The organism is Dermacoccus barathri (genome assembly GCF_015070805.1).
GTDB classification, from domain to species: domain Bacteria; phylum Actinomycetota; class Actinomycetes; order Actinomycetales; family Dermatophilaceae; genus Dermacoccus; species Dermacoccus abyssi.
This window is the reverse complement of sequence record NZ_JADCTK010000004.1, coordinates 58,826-75,183: the sequence shown is the minus strand read 5'-3', so window position 1 is coordinate 75,183 and position 16,358 is coordinate 58,826. Positions and strand designations below refer to the sequence as shown.

The 16,358-nt window shown below is 67.6% G+C and carries 14 protein-coding genes, 6 tRNA genes and 1 riboswitch; of the genes, 16 read left to right on the top strand and 4 right to left on the bottom strand.

The window, feature by feature from the left end; all coding sequences use genetic code 11:
- Positions 1–91 precede the first annotated feature (91 nt).
- Positions 92–2,209: a glycogen debranching protein GlgX gene (glgX, locus tag IM689_RS08480; protein WP_193643650.1), complete on the bottom strand. Its 2,118-nt coding sequence runs from the start codon at positions 2,207–2,209 to the stop codon at positions 92–94.
- 109 nt (positions 2,210–2,318) lie between these two features.
- On the opposite strand from glgX, the gene IM689_RS08475 reads away from it, so the two are divergent.
- The 13 genes from IM689_RS08475 (at position 2,319) to moaA (ending at position 8,879) form a co-directional block, all read left to right on the top strand.
- The gene (locus tag IM689_RS08475; protein WP_118913221.1) at positions 2,319–3,473 is read left to right on the top strand and encodes a YihY/virulence factor BrkB family protein; all 1,155 of its coding nucleotides are present in this window, start codon (positions 2,319–2,321) and stop codon (positions 3,471–3,473) included.
- A gap of 155 nt (positions 3,474–3,628) precedes the next feature.
- Positions 3,629–3,701: transfer RNA gene (locus IM689_RS08470), tRNA-Gly, on the top strand.
- A gap of 38 nt (positions 3,702–3,739) precedes the next feature.
- Positions 3,740–3,810, top strand: a tRNA-Cys gene (locus IM689_RS08465).
- Position 3,811: 1 nt separating this feature from the next.
- Positions 3,812–3,886 (top strand) — tRNA-Val (locus tag IM689_RS08460).
- Positions 3,887–3,986: 100 nt separating this feature from the next.
- Positions 3,987–4,373: a DUF5709 domain-containing protein gene (locus IM689_RS08455; RefSeq protein WP_193643649.1), complete on the top strand. Its 387-nt coding sequence runs from the start codon at positions 3,987–3,989 to the stop codon at positions 4,371–4,373.
- A 101-nt stretch (positions 4,374–4,474) separates the two neighbouring features.
- Positions 4,475–4,550, top strand: a tRNA-Gly gene (locus IM689_RS08450).
- 11 nt (positions 4,551–4,561) lie between these two features.
- A tRNA-Val gene (locus IM689_RS08445) sits at positions 4,562–4,636 on the top strand.
- A gap of 61 nt (positions 4,637–4,697) precedes the next feature.
- The gene (locus IM689_RS08440) at positions 4,698–5,828 is read left to right on the top strand and encodes a chorismate-binding protein (RefSeq protein WP_193643883.1); all 1,131 of its coding nucleotides are present in this window, start codon (positions 4,698–4,700) and stop codon (positions 5,826–5,828) included.
- A complete protein-coding gene (locus IM689_RS08435; RefSeq protein WP_193643648.1) occupies positions 5,825–6,667 on the top strand; it encodes an aminotransferase class IV in 843 nt (280 codons plus the stop codon). Before IM689_RS08440 ends, IM689_RS08435 begins: the two co-directional genes overlap by 4 nt.
- 57 nt (positions 6,668–6,724) lie before the next feature.
- Complete coding sequence (locus IM689_RS08430; protein WP_052946974.1) at positions 6,725–7,171, top strand: TIGR02611 family protein; 447 nt, start codon at positions 6,725–6,727, stop codon at positions 7,169–7,171.
- Between the two features lie 61 nt (positions 7,172–7,232).
- Positions 7,233–7,309: transfer RNA gene (locus IM689_RS08425), tRNA-Val, on the top strand.
- 140 nt (positions 7,310–7,449) lie between these two features.
- Complete coding sequence (locus IM689_RS08420) at positions 7,450–7,884, top strand: molybdenum cofactor biosynthesis protein MoaE (protein ID WP_118913216.1); 435 nt, start codon at positions 7,450–7,452, stop codon at positions 7,882–7,884.
- Positions 7,881–8,879 (top strand): GTP 3',8-cyclase MoaA, encoded by a 999-nt coding sequence (gene moaA / locus IM689_RS08415; RefSeq protein ID WP_193643647.1) that lies wholly within the window; start codon positions 7,881–7,883, stop codon positions 8,877–8,879. Before IM689_RS08420 ends, moaA begins: the two co-directional genes overlap by 4 nt.
- An 18-nt stretch (positions 8,880–8,897) precedes the next feature.
- Here moaA and IM689_RS08410 read toward each other — a convergent pair whose 3' ends face one another.
- A complete protein-coding gene (locus IM689_RS08410) occupies positions 8,898–9,152 on the bottom strand; it encodes a DUF6457 domain-containing protein (protein WP_047311554.1) in 255 nt (84 codons plus the stop codon).
- Between the two features lie 128 nt (positions 9,153–9,280).
- Complete coding sequence (mobA, locus tag IM689_RS08405; RefSeq protein ID WP_193643646.1) at positions 9,281–9,913, bottom strand: molybdenum cofactor guanylyltransferase; 633 nt, start codon at positions 9,911–9,913, stop codon at positions 9,281–9,283.
- 122 nt (positions 9,914–10,035) lie between these two features.
- On the opposite strand from mobA, the gene argG reads away from it, so the two are divergent.
- The 3 genes from argG (at position 10,036) to thrS (ending at position 14,735) form a co-directional block, all read left to right on the top strand.
- Positions 10,036–11,454 (top strand): argininosuccinate synthase, encoded by a 1,419-nt coding sequence (argG, locus tag IM689_RS08400; RefSeq protein WP_193643645.1) that lies wholly within the window; start codon positions 10,036–10,038, stop codon positions 11,452–11,454.
- Between the two features lie 133 nt (positions 11,455–11,587).
- A complete protein-coding gene (locus IM689_RS08395) occupies positions 11,588–12,619 on the top strand; it encodes a serine/threonine-protein kinase (protein ID WP_193643644.1) in 1,032 nt (343 codons plus the stop codon).
- A 100-nt stretch (positions 12,620–12,719) separates the two neighbouring features.
- Positions 12,720–14,735, top strand: a complete 2,016-nt coding sequence (gene thrS / locus IM689_RS08390) for a threonine--tRNA ligase (protein ID WP_193643643.1) — start codon at positions 12,720–12,722, stop codon at positions 14,733–14,735.
- A 70-nt stretch (positions 14,736–14,805) separates the two neighbouring features.
- Here the strand turns inward: thrS and IM689_RS08385 are convergent, their stop codons facing one another.
- The gene (locus IM689_RS08385) at positions 14,806–16,131 is read right to left on the bottom strand and encodes a bifunctional o-acetylhomoserine/o-acetylserine sulfhydrylase (protein WP_193643642.1); all 1,326 of its coding nucleotides are present in this window, start codon (positions 16,129–16,131) and stop codon (positions 14,806–14,808) included.
- A 65-nt stretch (positions 16,132–16,196) separates the two neighbouring features.
- Positions 16,197–16,312, bottom strand: a riboswitch (SAM riboswitch).
- Positions 16,313–16,358: the final 46 nt, after the last annotated feature.

Genomic DNA, 16,358 nt, shown 5'->3' with positions numbered 1-16,358 from the left:
AAGGCTGACACCCGTCATCCGAATCGACGAAGGCCGTCACCGTCCGAAGTGGACGGTGACGGCCCTCGTCATGTTCAGCTCAACGAGCAGGTCACTCGGCTTCACGCGGAGCCTGCAGTACGGCGACGGTACGCGCCGGCAGCTTCACCTTCTCGCCCTCGCTCCACTCGCTGTTCTCCTGCTCGTCGTCCTGCGAACTCGTGATGGCGAAGCTCCAGTCCGCCTCGCGCACGACGTCGGGGATGGTGAACTCCGCTTCCTCGTGTCCGGGGTTGAAGAACATGAGGAAGTGGTCGTCGACAACGGGCTGACCCTTGGCGTCGTTCGTGTGGATGGCGTCGCCGTTGAGGTAGACCATGAGGGTGCCGGCACCGGAGGTCCAATCCTCGTCCTGCATTTCCTCGCCGCTCGCGCGGAACCACACGATGTCGCCCCACTCGCTGCGTCCGCCGTGCTGCGCCTCACCGGCGAAGAAGCGACGACGCTGGAACGAGGGGTGCTCACGGCGCAGCGCGATGAGCTGCTTGGTGAACTCGAGCAGTGAGCTGCGGCGCTCGTCGAGATCCCAGTCGATCCAGGAGAGTTCGTTGTCCTGGCAGTAGGTGTTGTTGTTGCCGTCCTGGGTGCGCCCGAGCTCGTCACCGTGCAGCACCATCGGCACGCCCTGTGACAGGAGGAGCGTCGTGAGGTGGTTGCGGATCTGACGCTCGCGCAGCGCGAGGACGCCTTCGTCGTCGGTCTCGCCCTCGACGCCGCAGTTCCACGAGCGGTTGTGGCTCTCGCCGTCGTTGTTGTCCTCGCCGTTGGCGTCGTTGTGCTTCTCGTTGTACGAGACGAGGTCGCGCATCGTGAAGCCGTCGTGCGCCGTGACGAAGTTGATCGACGCGATCGGGCGGCGGCCCGAGTGGGCGTACAGGTCGCTCGAACCGGTGAGGCGCGAGGCGAACTCGCCGAGCGAGCCCGGCTCGCCGCGCCAGTAGTCGCGCACGGTGTCGCGGTACTTGCCGTTCCACTCCGTCCACAGGGGCGGGAAGTTGCCAACCTGGTAGCCGCCGTCACCGACGTCCCATGGCTCGGCGATGAGCTTGACCTGGCTGATCACCGGGTCCTGCTGGATGATGTCGAAGAACGCGCTCAGGCGGTCGACCTCGTGGAACTGACGCGCAAGGGTGGCGGCGAGGTCGAAGCGGAACCCGTCGACGTGCATCTCGTTCACCCAGTAGCGCAGCGAGTCCATGATGAGCTGCAACACGTGCGGGCTGCGCATGAGCAGCGAGTTACCCGTGCCGGTGGTGTCGAAGTAGTGCGCCTTGTTGTCGTCGACGAGGCGGTAGTACGCCTCGTTGTCGAGACCGCGGAAGCCGAGCGTCGGGCCGTTCTCGTTGCCCTCCGCGGTGTGGTTGTAGACGACGTCGAGGATGACCTCGATGCCGGCCTCGTGCAGGGCCTTGACCATCGCCTTGAACTCGGTGACCTGCTGGCCGCGCGACCCCGAGGCCGAGTAGGAGTTGTGCGGCGCGAGGAAGCCGATCGTGTTGTAGCCCCAGTAGTTCGTCAGGCCCTTCTCCACCAGCGTCGTGTCCTGCACGAACTGGTGCACGGGCATGAGCTCGATGGCCGTGATACCGAGGTCGACGAGATGGCCCACGATCGCGGGGTGACCGATGGCGGCGTACGTGCCACGAATCTCCTCGGGCACGTCCGGGTGCGTCATCGTCAGGCCCTTGACGTGGGCTTCGTAGATGACGCTCTCGTGGTACTCGTGCTGCGGCGGGTGGTCGTGACCCCAGTCGAAGTACGGGTTGATGACGACGCTCAACATCGTGTGGCCGAGCGAGTCCTCGTCGTTGCGCTTCTCCGGTGAGAGGAAGTAGTAGCTGAACAGCGACTCGTCGCCGTCGATCTGGCCGTCGATGGCCTTGGCGTAGGGATCGAGCAGCAGCTTGTTGACGTTGCAACGCTGGCCGTCCTCGGGGGAGTAGGGACCCTCGACGCGGTAGCCGTAACGCTGACCGGGCTGAACGCCGGGCAGGTAGGCGTGCCAGACGTGGCCGTCGACCTCCGTCAGTTCGATGCGCTGCTCATTGAGATCTTCGTCGATGAGGCAGAGGTACATCTTCTCCGCGACCTCGGAGAAGATCGCGAAGTTGACGCCGGTGCCATCGAACGTGGCACCGAGGGGGTAGGGCTTGCCCGGCCAGATATCCATGGGCTTTACCTAACCACGAGCAGGGGACAACCCTCGATTCGACTACTTTCGGGTGGACGCTCGGGCGTGGCAGCACGAATTCGGGCCGTTGGGTCGCTAATTTTGCGGCGTGAGTGAGCAACCGGTCGTGGAGGAGCCCTCCCGATTCCGCACGTTCGCTCGCACCTGGGCCCGCCGTGTGCCGGGCCTCTACGCACTCATCCGCCTCGTGCTCGTCACCGTGCGCCAGTGCATGCGCTACCGCGTGACGGGTCTCGCCTCGGAGGCCGGCTTCTTCGCCCTGTTGTCGTTCCCGCCCCTCGTCTACGGGCTGCTCGGCGTCATGGGTTACGTCGGTCAGGCGCTCGGCGGCCGAACGGTCGACGAGATCACCGGCTCCATCGAGGCGTCCATGGCGAGCGTGCTGTCGGGCGAGGCATTGCAGAACGTCCTCATGCCGACCCTGCAGGACGCCCTCGACGGTGGCCGCCCCGATGTCGTCTCGATCGGGTTCCTCATCTCGCTGTGGTCCGGTTCGCGCATGGTGAACGTCATCATCGACACCGTCTCGATCATGTACGGCCAGGGTGGGGAGCGCGGCATCGTGCGGACGCGCATGCTCTCGGTCGCCCTCTATTTCTGCGCGCTGCTCGTCATGGGTGTCGTGTTGCCGCTCATCGTGCTCGGCCCGGACCTGCTCGGACGCCTCCTGCCGCCGGGCTTCCTGTTCCTTCTGTCGTTGTACTGGCCGGTGGTCGGCGGTCTGACGATCGTGGCATTCGCGACGCTCTACTACATCGCCACGCCGATCCGGACGCCGTGGGTGCGCGACCTGCCCGGAGCCGCCTTCACGCTCGTCGCGTGGGTCGTCATCTCGGTCTTCCTGCGTAACTGGCTGTCGGCTTCGGTGGGCGGCATCTCGATCTACGGGCCCCTCGCCGCGACGATCATCGTGCTCATCTGGTTGTACTTCCTCGCGATCTCGGTGCTCATCGGCGCGGCCCTCAACTCGGCCGTCGCGCGCCTGTGGCCGGTTGCCTCGGCGCCCAAGGGCGTGCGTGCGCGCACGAAGGGCCTCATCGAGGAGCAGGTGGCCAAGGTCCGCTCCCGCGTCCTCGAGACGAGTGATCGCCCGTACGACCAGGAGGACCTCGACTCCCTCGGCGCGAGCCACGTGCGTCCCGAGGGGGAGCGGACCCCCGCGCGGCTCACGGCGGCCGACGGTGCCCATGACGAGGCCGCAGGCACTGAAACGCAGGACGACGCGGAGCGTCGCTCGGCCTGAGCTGCCGGTGAGTGCGGGCGGTGGACGAGTCGATCTCGTGCCCACGGCGGTGCCTACCCTGGGCCGAGTCCCCTGTGCCTGCGACAAGTTGGCGCCCGCGACAGGGATGGGTTAGAGTTTCACCTCGTTGCGACGCGCACTGCGCGAAGCTTCAGGCGGACATAGCTCAGTTGGTAGAGCGCAACCTTGCCAAGGTTGAGGTCGCCGGTTCGAGCCCGGTTGTCCGCTCTGTGTCTTCTTGGACACGTGCGAGATTTTACTCGCGTGGTGGAGTGGCCGAGAGGCGAGGCAACGGCCTGCAAAGCCGTCTACACGGGTTCAAATCCCGTCTCCACCTCGGGCGATTGGCGCAGCGGTAGCGCGCTTCCTTGACACGGAAGAGGTCACTGGTTCAAACCCAGTATCGCCCACCAGTTCGATGACGATCCCCGCAGCCTTTCCGCTGCGGGGATCGTTCGCGTTTCGGTCCGGCTCCCACGTCGAGCCGCCGGAGCCACCTGTCATGATGGCCCCATGACGAACCACGAAGACGAAGGCACCCTGAGCGAATTCGCCGACCAGGCTTCGGCGGCGGACGACCTGAGCGGCCGCGAGTACGAAGAGGCCCTCGACGCCGGCATCACGGCCCCTGAGAAGCAGCCCCGCTGGGCCGACCACGGCGGCACCGAGACCCTCGACGAGCGCCTGGCCGAGGAAACGCCGGACGTCGACCCCGACTCCGCGTACGGCAACCCCGACGGTGTCTCGGAGGAGGTGGACGCACGCGAGGCCGGTCGTCTCGTCGCCCCGGACGAGGGCGAACGAGAGGACGAGGAGAAGGACCTCGTCGCGTCCGACGAGGGTTACGCCGGCGGTGACGAGAGCGCCGAGGAGTCGGCGATCCACGTCGTCGAGGAGTGAGCGAAGCCGCCTGAGCGCTGCGCACATCCGCGATTTGGTGAACGATCGATGAACCGGGTAACGTTCTCGTCGTTGCCGAGACCGCGAGGTCGAGGAAACAGGCGGACATAGCTCAGTTGGTAGAGCGCAACCTTGCCAAGGTTGAGGTCGCCGGTTCGAGCCCGGTTGTCCGCTCCAATCCCGTTCTCGGGCGATTGGCGCAGCGGTAGCGCGCTTCCTTGACACGGAAGAGGTCACTGGTTCAAACCCAGTATCGCCCACCACCTCGAAACACCCCCGGCCGAGCGCCGGGGGTGTTTTCGTATGTTCTAGCCTTGCGGCGTGATGGACGGTATCGAGCAGGCGCACGGCGAACGCGCCCTGTTCCGCACGGTGAGTGCGTGGGGTGTGGAGTCCGTCCACGACGACCTCGCCGTGCTGGACGAGCCGGCGTTTCATGCGCTCGTCGTCACCTTCGAGGGCCGGGTCACGGCGGCGCGGTTGCGTCACGTCGTCCACCACGAAGATCGCGCGTGGGCAGGGGCTCTCGAGGCGCGACTGGGAAGCGATGAGCCCGATCACCAGGCATCGACGGTGGCGCAAGGCGCCTGGAGCACGAGCCTCGACCGCGGGGCATACGAACGCGGCGTCGCTGCGATCCGGGACGACATCGCATGGGGTCGCGTTTACCAGGTCAATCTCTGCCGTGTTCTCGAGCGGGACGGCGCAGACGGCGCCGAACGCGACGATCTCGATCGCCTCTTCGCAGACCTCCTCGTCGATAATCCGGCGCCCTACGCGTGCCGCATCGACGTCGAGGGGCACGTCGACATCGCAAGCGCCTCGCCCGAGCTCTTCCTGGCGCGTGAGGGGAGCGCGCTGACGTCGGCACCGATCAAGGGCACCGCCTCGACGCTCGAGCGCATGCTGGCGAAGGACGCCACGGAGAACATCATGATCACCGACCTCGTGCGCAACGATCTGCAGCGCGTCTGTCGGCCGGGAACGGTCAGCGTCGACGGTCTGCTCGAGGCCCAGCACCACCCGGGGCTCGTTCATCTCGTGTCGACCGTGCGTGGGCAGATGCGCGACGGTGTCCGCTGGCCCGAGGTCTTCGACGCCACCTTCCCGCCAGGGTCGGTCTCGGGCGCTCCGAAGAGCAGTGCGCTGGACGTCATCGCCGAACTGGAGACGGCCCCGCGCGGCCCCTACTGCGGCGCGATCGGGTGGGTTGACGGCACAGCCGGGCAGGCTGAACTAGCCGTCGGAATCCGGACGTTTTGGCGCGAAAACGATCGCGAAATACACCGAAACGAATCGGCGTCCGGGCCGATAGTCTCTGGTGGAGTGTCGTTCGGTGCGGGTGCGGGAATCACCTGGGATTCCGACCCCGGCACCGAGTGGCACGAGACCGAACTTAAGGCACGTCGACTGTTGGGCATCGCTGATGGCCGACACACTGGGAGGAATGCATGAGCGTCCGAATCTGGGTCGAAGGTCGACGCGTCGACGACGGTGCCGCCATCTCGCCGATCGATCACGGCGTGACGGTCGGGGACGGCGTCTTCGAGACCGCCAAGGTGGAGAACGGCCGTGTCTTCGCGCTGGGGATGCACCACGACCGCATGGACCGCTCGCTCGCCGGCCTGGGGCTGCCCAAGCTCGACCGAGCCAAGGTCGACGACGGCATCGCCGCCGTGCTCGAAGGTGACCAGATCGATTTCGGGCGTCTGCGCTACACGGTGACGGGCGGCGTCGGGCCGCTCGGTTCCGACCGCGGCGATGCCCCGCCGACCCACATCGTCACCGCTTCCGCCGTACCGCGCCCGGCGCCGACGACCAAGGTCGCGACCGTGCGTTGGACGCGAAACGAGAACTCGGCGGTCGCCGGACTCAAGACGACCTCGTACGCAGAGAACGTCGTCGCACTGGCCGCCGCGAAGCAGAACGGTGGCAGCGAGGCGATCTTCGCGAACACCCTCGGGAACCTGTGTGAGGGCACGGGCTCCAACATTTTCGTCGTGCTGGGGGAGCGCGTCGTCACGCCGCCGCTCGAGGACGGCCCCCTCGCAGGCATCACCCGTGACCTCGCCATCCGCTGGGGCCGTGAGGCCGGCATCGAGATCGTCGAGAAGCCGCTGAGCTTCGATGTCCTCACGGAATGCGATGAGGCGTTCCTCACGTCCTCGACGCGAAACGTGCAGGGGATTCACGCCATCAACGAACGGCAGTTGAGCGAGGAGGGCACGCCGGGCCGCGTCACCGCACGACTTGCCGAGGTGTTCTCCGAGCGTCAGGACGAGCTCCTCGCCTGACACGCTGTTCACCCATCAAGGTGCACGAAGGCGCTGCGCCTCGTAGGCTTCCTTGCCATGCACGAGGAGCAGGCACACGGGGCGACGCCCGTCGACGGAGGCGATCGCGATCGCTGGGAGTGGCGACGACGCATCCGCGCCAACCCGCGAAGCGCGCAGATCTACCGGATGGCGGTGGCCATCTTCGGTCTCATCGTCGTCCTCATCGGCATCATCCTGCTGCCGTTCCCGGGGCCCGGCTGGGTCATCATCTTCATCGGGCTGGGTATCTGGGCGAGTGAGTTCGAGTGGGCCCAGAACCTGCTCAAGTGGGTGCGTGGCACCGTCGAGGCCTGGTGGGACTGGCTCGAGGAGAAGGGCTGGTGGGCCAAGGCCATCGCGGGCCTGCTGACGTTCGCGCTCGTCCTGGCCATCTTCTGGGCGATGTTCGCCGTGTCCGGCGTGCCGGGTTGGTTCCCGGACTTCGCCAAGGACCTCCTCGCGAAGGTGCCCGGCCTGGGCTGAGCGGCCCGTGGCCGGTTTGGTGTCGGGCAGGAGTTCGACTAATGTTTCCCGCGCACCACACGGATGTATAGCTCAGTTGGTTAGAGCGTTCGCTTCACACGCGAGAGGTCAGGGGTTCGAGTCCCTTTACATCCACCATAGATAACGCGGAATCCTTCGGGTTCCGCGTTTTTGGTACCCATCGCTTACCCAGGTGTGGGCCACCGGGCGTTGAACTGGCTGGGATAGCCTGACCCAATGCGTTGTCACCGTTCGAGCATCTTTGGCGGCGGGCGCTGATGCCGGTCCTCATCGCCGACGTCGTCGACGCGCCGCTCGATCTGCAGGCCCACCTCGACGCCGTCGAGGACGCCCGTCAGGGAGCCACCGCGAGCTTCGTCGGAGCGGTCCGCAACCACGACCCGCAGATCGACGGTGAGGTCACGCACCTCGACTACTCGGCCCACCCCAGCGCCAGCGAGACGATGGCGCACATCGCGTCCGACGTAGCCGCGCGGCTCGACCCTGACGGTGTCGCCCGCATCGCCGTCACGCACCGGGTCGGACGCCTCGGCGTCGGGGACATCGCGATCGTCGCAGCGGTGTCGTCACCGCACCGGGCCCTGGCGTTCGCGCTGTGCAACGAACTCGTCGAAGAGGTGAAGCGCTCCCTGCCGATCTGGAAGCACCAGCACAACACCGACGGCGACGACGTCTGGTCGGGCCTGACATGACCCACGGGCTGGTCGATTCCTTCGGGCGCGTCCACCGCGACCTGCGCATCTCGCTCACGGACAAGTGCAACCTGCGCTGCACCTACTGCATGCCGGCGGACGGTGTGCCGCTCGCACCGAAACCGACGCTGCTCACCCTCGAGGAGATGCTCAACATCGCGCGCGTTGCGGTGGAGGCCGGCATCGCCGAGATCCGGCTCACCGGGGGAGAGCCGCTTCTGCGCCCCGACATCGTCGCCATCGTCGAAGGTCTCGCGGCACTCGAGGGGCCGGAGGGGCACCCCGAGATCTCGATGACGACGAACGGCATCGGCCTTGCCCGTCTCGCGGAACCGCTTCGGGAAGCGGGACTTGCGCGGCTCAACGTCAGCCTCGACACCCTCGACCCGGAGCGCTTCAAGACGATGACCCGTCGGGGCCGCTTCGACGACGTCATGGCCGGTCTCGACGCCGCCCGCGCTACCGGTTTCGAGCCGATCAAGGTCAACACCGTGCTGCTGCGCGGTGAGAACGACGACGAAGCGAACGACCTGCTCGAGTGGGCGATCCGTGAAGGCTACGAACTGCGCTTCATCGAGCAGATGCCGCTCGACGGCGGGCACATCTGGTCGCGGACCGAGATGATCACGGGCGCCGAGATCCTCGATGCCCTGCGCGCGCACCACACGCTCACGGAGGTGCCTGGCCGCGGTGCCGCACCGGCCGAACTGTTCGAGGTCGACGGCGGACCCGCCCGCGTCGGCGTCGTCGCGAGCGTCACCATGCCGTTCTGCGGGGCGTGCGACCGCCTGCGCCTCACCTCCGACGGCCAGCTGCGCTCGTGCCTGTTCTCGCGCACGGAGACGAACCTGCGCGACATCCTGCGCTCCGGCGCGAGCGACGACGACATCACCGCGAAGATCCACGAGTGCCTCGCAAGCAAGCTGCCCGGACACGGCATCAACGAGCCAGGCTTCCTGCAGCCGCCACGCCCGATGAGTGCCATCGGCGGCTGAGTCGATCAGCGCACGACGTCAGTCGGTGAGCGGAACCCGGTCCGCGATTTCGCGCTGAGCCGCGGCGTCCACGGGCTCGCCCCGCTCGAGGCGTCGCCCGACGGCGATGCCGAGGAGGTAGCTCGAGACCGGCGCCAGTGGCCGCGTCACCTCGTGCGAGACGTTCTTCGACAGCTCGTGGACGAGATCGATGTCGATATCTGCCGGGTCGAGGTCCAGCGCGGTGCAGGCCTTCTCGACCCAGCGGGTCCACTGCTCGGGGTGGGTGCTCATGGGTCACCATGATGTCAGCGCACTGTCGTCATCCCGGTGGGCAGACTTCGACGCGGTTGGGCCGAGGCCGAGTCGGCCCAAGCGCAGGAGAGTCGGCCCAAGCGACCGCCGCGACATCGGGACGGGAGTCAGGCCGGCCGCTGCGGGTCGAGGCGTTCGGTCCACGCGGCGTGGTCGGCCCACGTGTCGATGTCGTGCCACTCCGGGCCTGCCGGACGTACGAGGACGAGATCGAGCCCGGCGAACAGCGCACGCATCGAGAGGTTCGTCGCGGCGGATGCGTTGACGGCGGCGCGCACCGCGGCCGTCCGGTATAGCCCGAGCATCCACTGCGCGCGCCCGTCGGCGTCGGTGAGGACGAACCCGTCAACATCAGCGACGCCATTAGCGTCGCCACCAGCTGCGCGGGCGTCGAGCAGGCGACGCACCGCGTCGCCTGCCCCCGGCAGGTCGCAGCCCAGGAGCAGCGTCCAGGGGGACGGGTCGGTGATCGTCGTCAGCCCGCGGGCGAACCCGGCGGCGGGGCCCGATCCGGCCGGTTCCTCCTGGGTGAGGACCGCGCGTGAGGGGAGTGGCGCCGAGGTGCGACCGACGACGACGAGCGTGCTGGCGCCCCGAGCAGCGTTCAGCGAGGCGCCGACGAGTGGGTGCCCTCCGAGGTCGAGAGCGGCCTTGTCGACGCCGCCGAGACGCGAACCGCGGCCGCCGACGAGGACGACCGCGTCGAAGCTTGTTCCGGCCTGTCCCGCAGCGGTATCCATGCCCCCATGATGCCCGCAAGCGCCGGCGCCCCCGATAGTCTGGAACGCGCCCATGAACGCGCGAATGAGTAGGTATACGATCGTTTTGCATAACTAGTCATTGGGCCGATAGAGTCGGCGGCATGTCCAAGGTTCTGACTTCACTGCCGACCGGCGAGCGCGTCGGCATCGCGTTCTCCGGTGGCCTCGACACGTCCGTCGCTGTGGCGTGGATGCGCGACAAGGGCGCCGTTCCCTGCACCTACACGGCCGACCTCGGCCAGTACGACGAGGACGACATCGAGGGCATCCCCGGCCGCGCCGGGCAGTACGGTGCCGAGCTCTCGCGTCTCGTCGACTGCAAGAAGGCCCTCGTCGAGGAGGGTCTTGCCGCCATCGCGTGCGGTGCCTTCCACATCCGCTCGGGCGGTCGCACCTACTTCAACACGACGCCGCTGGGCCGCGCCGTGACGGGCACGCTCCTCGTGCGCGCCATGCAGGAGGACGGCGTCTCTATCTGGGGTGACGGCTCCACCTTCAAGGGCAACGACATCGAGCGTTTCTACCGCTACGGTCTGCTCGCGAACCCGGGGCTGCGCATCTACAAGCCGTGGCTGGACGCCGACTTCGTCACCGAGCTCGGTGGCCGTCAGGAGATGTCCGAGTGGCTCACCGAGCACGGTCTGCCCTACCGCGACTCGGCCGAGAAGGCCTACTCCACGGACGCCAACATCCTCGGCGCCACGCATGAGGCCAAGACCCTCGAGCACCTCGACGAGTCGATGGAGATCGTCTCGCCGATCATGGGTGTGGCCCACTGGGATCCGTCCGTCGAGATCGAGACCGAGGATGTCACCGTTCGCCTCGAACGCGGCCTGCCCGTCGCCATCAACGGCGACGACTTCGGCGGCGACGTCGTCGCGCTGTTCCAGGAAGCCAACGCCGTCGGTGGTCGTCACGGCCTCGGTATGAGCGACCAGATCGAGAACCGCATCATCGAGGCCAAGTCGCGCGGCATCTACGAAGCCCCCGGTATGGCGCTCATCTTCACGGCCTTCGAGCGACTGCTCAACGCCGTGCACAACGAGGACACCATCGCTGCGTACCACAACGACGGTCGTCGCCTCGGCCGCCTGCTCTACGAAGGCCGTTGGTTCGACCCGCAGTCGCTCATGATCCGCGAGGGTCTGCTGCGCTGGGTCGCCACCGCCGTCACCGGTGAGGTGACGCTGCGCCTGCGTCGCGGTGAGGACTACTCCATCGTCAACACCGTCGGCGAGAACTTCAGCTACCACCCGGAGAAGCTGTCGATGGAGCGCACCGAGAACGCGGCGTTCGGTCCCGTCGACCGCATCGGTCAGCTCACGATGCGCAACCTCGACATCGCCGACACCCGCGAGAAGCTCGAGTTCTACGCCGCCTCGGGCGGCCTGGGCCGCGCGCAGACCGACCTCGTCGGCCAACTCGAGCCGGGCGGCGCGAAGCAGATCGCGTCCAACCCCAACGCGGACGCCGAGGCGATCGCCCTCGACGAAGCGGCGATGGAGTTCGGAACCGACTGACCCGCGAACGAGTCGAAGCGAACGCCGGGTCACCCGCAAGTAGGGGGTGACCCGGCGTTCGGCGCGTACACGCGAGGCGAAGCAGGACGAGACCGTAAGGTTGGCCTCGCCGCGAGAAAGGGGAGGTGTCCGCGTGCAACACCTAGGACCGTACGAACTGCTCGACGTCATCGGGCAGGGCGGCATGGGGCGTGTCTGGCGGGCCCGCGACACGCGCTACGACCGTGTCGTCGCGCTCAAGGTGATTGCCGACCAGGAGGCCGACGAGGCCGACTACCTCAAGCTCTTCCGCCGCGAGGCCGACCTCGTGGGGCGTATGAACTCGCCGCACATCGTGCCGATCCACAACTACGGCGAGATCGACGACCAGGCCTACCTCGACATGCGTTACGTCGACGGGCACTCCCTCTCGGGCGTCGTGCGGCAGTTCGGGCCGGCATCGCTCGGTACGGCCATCGAGATCGTCGAGCAGGCTGCCTCGGCCCTCGACGACGCGCACGCCGCGGGCGTCGTCCACCGCGATGTGAAGCCAGCCAACCTCCTCGTCGACCGCAAGGGATTCGTCTACCTCGCCGACTTCGGCATCGCCGTCGTCGACCGGCACAAGGTGGCGGCCGGCTCTCAGATTCTCGGGTCGTGGGCCTACATGGCGCCCGAGCGCTTCACCGCATCATCCGAGGACGGGCCCGCGGTGGACGTCTACGCGCTCGGCTGCGTCCTCTACTACGCGCTCACGGGTGAACCGCCCTTCGCGGGGCGGGAACTGGAGGAGCTGCGCCAGGCCCACCGCCACGCGAAGGCCCCGTCGCTCGTCGGACGCGTCGACGGGGTGACGCCGCGCGTGGACGCCGCCATTCGGTGGGCGCTTCGCAAGGACCCTGCCGAGCGTCCGCCGTCGGCGGGCGAATGGATCGCCGCTATCAAGAAGGAACGCCGTCGTGCTGCGGCCGGCGGCTCCGGACGCCCCGCACCGGCGCCGGCCCGACCCAGTGCCCCGCCGCGCGCGCATCAGGCGTCCCCGGCACGTGTCGCCAGCGCCAGAGCGGCGCCGCGTCCCGCACCTGCGCCGAGCGGCGGCGGGATGTCGACGTTCCTCGTCGCGGTCCTCGTCGTCCTGGTCCTCGTGGCGAGCGGCCTCGCCGCCGTCATCGTCAACAGCCTCTGATCGCGCGGCAAACCGGCTCGCCCGGCACTTCCGGGAGCCGGTAACCTTGCATCGGGTCGGCGCAGGTGCGCCCCCATCCCGACTTCCAAGGAGACCTCCCGTGTCCGAACAGATCACCCTGACCGTCGCCGGTGACCAGCGCGAGGTGGAGGTCGGGACGACGGGCACGGACCTGTTCGGCGACGACAAGGCCGTCCTCGTCATGCGGGTCGACGGCGACCTGTGGGATCTGCACCGCGAGGTGCCGGCCGGCGCCGTCGTCGAGCCCGTCACGGCACAGGAGCCCGAGGGCCTCGCCGTGCTGCGTCACTCTGCCGCACACGTGCTCGCCCAGGCCGTGCAGCAGGCCAAGCCCGACGCCAAGCTCGGCATCGGTCCGCCCATCACCGACGGGTTCTACTACGACTTCGACGTCGCCGAGGCGTTCACCCCCGACGACCTTAAGAAGCTCGAGAAGGCGATGCTCAAGATCGTCAACGAGGGCCAGACCTTCTGTCGTCGCGTCATCACCGACGCCGAGGGCCTCGAGGAGCTCAAGGACGAGCCGTACAAGTGCGAGCTCATCGGTCTCAAGGGCAACGCGGCCGATGCTGCCGAGGGCGCCGAGGCCGAGGTCGGCGGCGGCGAACTGACGATCTACGACAACGTGCGTCGTGACGGCAGCGTCGCCTGGGGCGATCTGTGCCGCGGCCCGCACGTGCCGTCGACGAAGGTGCTCGGCAACGCGTTCAAGCTGATGCGTTCGGCTGCGGCCTACTGGCGCGGCAGCGAGAAGAACCCGCAGCTGCAGCGCGTCTACGGCACCGCGTGGCCCACGAAGGACGAGCTCAAGGCCTACCTCGAGCGCCTCGCCGAGGCCGAGAAGCGCGACCACCGCAAGCTCGGCGCGGAGATGGATCTGTTCAGCTTCCCCGAGAACATCGGCCCCGGCCTGCCCGTGTTCCACCCCAAGGGCGGCATCATCAAGCGCGAGATGGAGGACTACGTCCGCCGTCGCCACATCGAAGAGGGCTTCAGCTACGTCGGCACGCCGCACGTGTCGAAGGAAGACCTCTTCTACACCTCGGGTCACCTGCCCTACTACGCCGACGGCATGTTCCCGCCGCTGGACCTCGACGGGCAGAAGTACCGCCTCAAGGCGATGAACTGCCCGATGCACAACGAGATCTTCCGTTCGCGCGGACGCTCCTACCGTGAGCTGCCGCTGCGCTTCTTCGAGTTCGGCACGGTCTACCGCGACGAGAAGTCCGGCGTTCTCTCGGGCCTCACGCGCGTGCGCATGATCACCCAGGACGACTCCCACTCCTACGTGACGCCGGAGCAGGCGCCGGGCGAGATCAAGCACCTGCTCGACTTCATCCTCGGGCTGCTGCGTGACTTCGGGCTGAACGACTTCTACCTCGAGCTGTCGACGCGTGACGAGGCCGGCGACAAGAAGGACAAGTTCATCGGCACCGACGAGCAGTGGGAGGTCGCGACGCAGGTGCTCGCCGACGTCGCGAACGCCTCGGGCCTCGAGCTCGTGCCCGACCCGGGCGGCGCAGCCTTCTACGGCCCGAAGATCTCCGTGCAGGCACGTGACGCCATCGGCCGTACGTGGCAGATGTCGACGATCCAGTACGACTTCAACATGCCCGAGCGCTTCGGCCTCGAGTTCCAGACTCAGGACGGCACGCGTCAGCAGCCGGTCATGATCCACTCGGCGAAGTTCGGTTCGATCGAGCGCTTCCTTGGTGTGCTCGTCGAGCACTACGCGGGGCAGTTCCCGGCGTGGCTCGCACCGGTTCAGGTGCTCGGGGTTCCGGTCGCGGAGGAGTACTACGACTACCTCGGCGAGGTGGGCGAGAAGCTGCGTCGGGCCGGCGTACGCGTCGAGATCGACACGAGCGACGACCGCTTCCCGAAGAAGATCCGCAACGCCTCGAAGTCGAAAGCGCCGTTCATCCTCATCGCCGGCGAGGAGGACCGCGACAACGGAGCCGTGAGCTTCCGTTACCGCGACGGCTCGCAGAAGAACGGCGTGCCGGTCGACGAGGCCGTGGCCGAGATCGCCGCGTACATCGCCTCGCGCAACAACACGTCGCCCACGGCGGCCGAGGCACCTGCCGAGGCCTGATCCACATACGACGAAGCCGCCGCCCCGATTTGGGGTGGTGGCTTCGTCGTAGTCTCCGCGGTGCGGGCGATCAGGCGGAGGCAGCCTTCGCGGCTGCGAAGCCCTTGTCGAGGTCGGCGATGATGTCGTTCGCGTTCTCGATGCCGACCGACAGGCGCACGAGGCCGGGCGTGACGCCGGCGCCGCGGCGGTCGTCGTCACTGCCCTGGCTGTGCGTCGTCGTCGCCGGGTGGATGGCGAGCGAGCGGACGTCACCGATGTTGGCCACGTGCGAGTGCAGCTCGAGGGCGTCGACGAACGCCTTGCCCGCGTCGATGCCGCCGGCGATCTCGAAGGAGAACACTGCACCGGAACCGGTGGGCAGGTAGCGGTCGGCCAGCTCCTTGTACGGGCTGTCGTCCTTCGAGGCGTAGAAGACCTTTTCGACCTGCGCGTGCTCGCTCAGGTAGGCGACAACCTTCTTCGCGTTCTCCACGTGACGCTCGACGCGCAGCGACAGCGTCTCGAGGCCCTGGGCGATGAGGAACGCGTTGAACGGCGACACGGCGGAGCCGAGGTCGCGCAGCAGTTCGACGCGTGCCTTGAGGATGAACGCGAGGTTCGCGCCGAGCGCCGAACCGACGCCGAGATCGCGGGCGAAAACGAGACCGTGGTAGCTCTCGCTCGGCTCGTTGAACTGCGGGAACTTCTCCGGCTCCTTGGCGTAGTCGAACGTTCCGGCGTCCACGAGCACGCCGGCGATCGACGTGCCGTGGCCGCCGAGGTACTTCGTCGCCGAGTGGATGACGACGTCCGCGCCGTGCTCGATCGGGCGCAGCAGGTACGGCGTCGCGACGGTGTTGTCGACGAACAGTGGCAGGCCGGCGTCGTGGGCGACACCGGCAACACCCGCGACGTCGAGGACCTTCTGGTCGGGGTTGCTCAGCGTCTCGCCGAACAGCAGCTTGGTGTTCGGGCGGATGGCGCTCTTCCACGCGTCGAGGTCACCGATGTCCTCGACGAAGGTGGTCTCCACACCGAGACGCTTGAGAGTGTACTTGAGCAGGTTGTACGTACCGCCGTAGAGAGCGGCCGACGCGACGACGTGGTCGCCTGCCTGCGCGACGTTGAGGATGGCGAACGTCGTCGCGGCCTGGCCGGAGGCCAGCAGCAGGGCGCCGACGCCACCCTCGAGCGCCGCGATGCGCTCCTCGACGGCCTGCGACGTCGGGTTGCCGATCCGGGTGTAGATGGGGCCGAGGTCGGACAGGCCGAAGCGGTTGGCCGCCGTCTCGGCGGAGTCGAAGACGAACGAGGTCGTCTGGTAGATCGGCAGCGCGCGCGATCCGGTGTCCCCGTCCGGCACCTGGCCGGCGTGGATCTGCTTGGTCTCGAAAGCCCAGTCCTGAGCGCTCATGACAACTCCTCGAAAGGTCGCTACCCGTGCGCGAACCTCGCACGCGGGGTGCGCCGGAAGCTCTGCTTCCGCGCTTGCCCGGGCGTATCCGACGCCGGGCCAGGTCGTCACCCGGAGCACCCCGCCGCGGTGGGAGGGTTGCCGGCCAGCAAACCGGGGTTTGACGCTGGCGCTCGTGACCTGGTCCGAGGATATCCCGGGCGGTATCGAGGGGCGGGACTCGTGTC